This window comes from Calidithermus terrae (genome assembly GCF_003574345.1).
In the GTDB taxonomy this organism is placed as follows: domain Bacteria; phylum Deinococcota; class Deinococci; order Deinococcales; family Thermaceae; genus Calidithermus; species Calidithermus chliarophilus.
Genome location: NZ_QXDL01000393.1, coordinates 1 through 1,702, shown reverse-complemented (window position 1 = coordinate 1,702; position 1,702 = coordinate 1). Strand labels below are relative to the sequence as shown.

Annotated in this window: 3 protein-coding genes; 1 reads left to right on the top strand and 2 read right to left on the bottom strand. The window is 69.3% G+C overall.

What is annotated here, in order from left to right; genetic code table 11:
• The coding region (locus Mterra_RS21065; RefSeq protein ID WP_218023000.1) for a hypothetical protein at positions 1-268 on the top strand (268 nt) is incomplete at its 5' end.
• Positions 269-299: 31 nt separating this feature from the next.
• Here Mterra_RS21065 and Mterra_RS21060 read toward each other — a convergent pair.
• Both Mterra_RS21060 and Mterra_RS21055 read right to left on the bottom strand, forming a co-directional pair.
• Positions 300-794 carry a hypothetical protein gene (locus Mterra_RS21060; protein WP_147373026.1) on the bottom strand — a complete coding sequence of 165 codons (495 nt, stop codon included), beginning with the start codon at positions 792-794 and terminating at the stop codon, positions 300-302.
• Positions 795-829: 35 nt separating this feature from the next.
• Complete coding sequence (locus Mterra_RS21055) at positions 830-1,495, bottom strand: HD domain-containing protein (RefSeq protein ID WP_119316853.1); 666 nt, start codon at positions 1,493-1,495, stop codon at positions 830-832.
• Positions 1,496-1,702 lie beyond the last annotated feature (207 nt).

The window sequence follows — 1,702 nt, the reverse complement described above, 5'->3', positions numbered from 1 at the left end:
GGCGGAGCTGGCGGTGCTGCGGGGGCTGAGGCGGACGCTGGGGCGTGCGGGGCGGGTGGCGGTGGTGTGCGAGCTGTACGACCCGGACCCGGCGGCGGTGGCGGCCAAGCGGGCCGAGGCCGAGGCGCTGCTGGCGGAGGCCGGGCTGCGGGTGGAGGGGGCCCTGGCCTACCGGGCCTCCACCCTCCTCTACGCCAGCAAGGACCGACCGGTCCCTCCGTCAGCCCTCTCCGGCCCTGCTCGAGACGCGACGGGAAAGAGGCCCTGAAAAGGGCCTCTTCGAGTGCTCCTCGCGGGTCTTACGGCTGGCCGTAGGGGAAGATGGGGTCGCAGGTGGTGTCGGTGCTGGGGGCCATGGTGTTCATGGCCTTCACGAAGCCCTTGGTCTGGTCGAAGTTGTAGGCGCGCACCCACACCTGCTTCTCGGTGGGCGTGACCACGATGGCGGGCCGGTTCTGGCCGTTGCGCTCGATCTTGTTGTCGCCGTTGGTGTCGAGAGCGATAAAGCCCACGACCTTCGAGCCTTTGGAGAAGAGGTCGAAGGTCTCGAGCTCGCCGACCTTGTTGTTGGCGTCGGTGCTGGGGTCGCTCACGCCCGGCTCGCTCACCCAGACCTCGAGCTTGGAGATCAGGCCGCTGGCCTCGAACTGGAAGTCGAGGAGGGTGTCGCGGTCGGTGCAGAAGGTGGCCTGGGTCTCGAGCTTGGTAATGGTGGGCGGCACGGCCCGTACTTCCACGATGCCGCAACCGCTAATGAGGGCCGCGAGGGCGGGAATGGCTAAGAGTCTTTTCATGGAATTCACCTTATCGGGCGCTCATGAACGCGCGGTTAGTAGCGGCTAAGTTGCGCGGGCTGCAATTGCTCGAGCCAGCCGATCTCCCAGCGCAGGTTGGCGCGGGCGGCCTCCTCGAGGCCGGCGAAAGCCGGGGTGACGTAGACCTGCGGCCGCGAGAGGAAGGCGTGGAGCACCCGCAGGCGCCCCTCCCGGTACGCCTCGGGCGGCACCCAGGCGTACTCCTGGCGGATGGCCCGGCTGTAGCGCCGGTACACCGCCTCCTCGGCCCCCAGGATGCTCAGGTCGGCGTCGAGGAGCAGCCGGGTGGTGGGGTCGTCGCTGCGGTGGTGCTTGGTGGCGAGCACCATGCCGCTCACCCGGCGGGCGAGACCGCGGCCCAGGGGCTCGAGCGCCCGCGCCGCCAGCGCGGCGCTCTCCTCCTCGTTGGTGTTGCGGGTGGTGTCGTACACGGCGTCGTGGAACCACACGGCGAGCTCGAGGGCGGCCTGCTCCTGCACGGGGTGGGGCTCGAGCGCCTCGAAGAGGGCCTCGAGGTGGTAGAGGTTGTGGTAGCTGCGGTGCGGCTCCCCGTAACGCCGCAAGAGGTCGTCGAGCCCGCGAAACTGGACCTCTTCCGGGGCCCGCAGGCTTCGCATGAGGGCGTTCCAGCGCTGGATCAGGCGTTTACGCCCGCCGGTGCCGAGGGTGAAGAGGGCCACGGGTGCATGGTACGGCAAGGTGGGGGAGGGGGGGTAGTCTGTGGCCGGGCGCGGGTGGTGCGTCTGATGCGGGGCGTACGCCGTACGCAAAAAGCCGAACGCAAGACGCAAGACGCGTGTCCTACGTCGTACGTCGTACGTCGTACGCGAAACGCGAAACGCAAAACGCGAAACGCCCCTCCCTCCGGCCGGAGGGAGGGGAAGGGG

Coding starts and splice junctions, on each gene's coding strand:
- Mterra_RS21060 (WP_147373026.1), bottom strand. CDS start 794: ATGAAAAGACTCTTAGCCATTCCCGCCCTCGCGGCCCTCATTAGCGGT.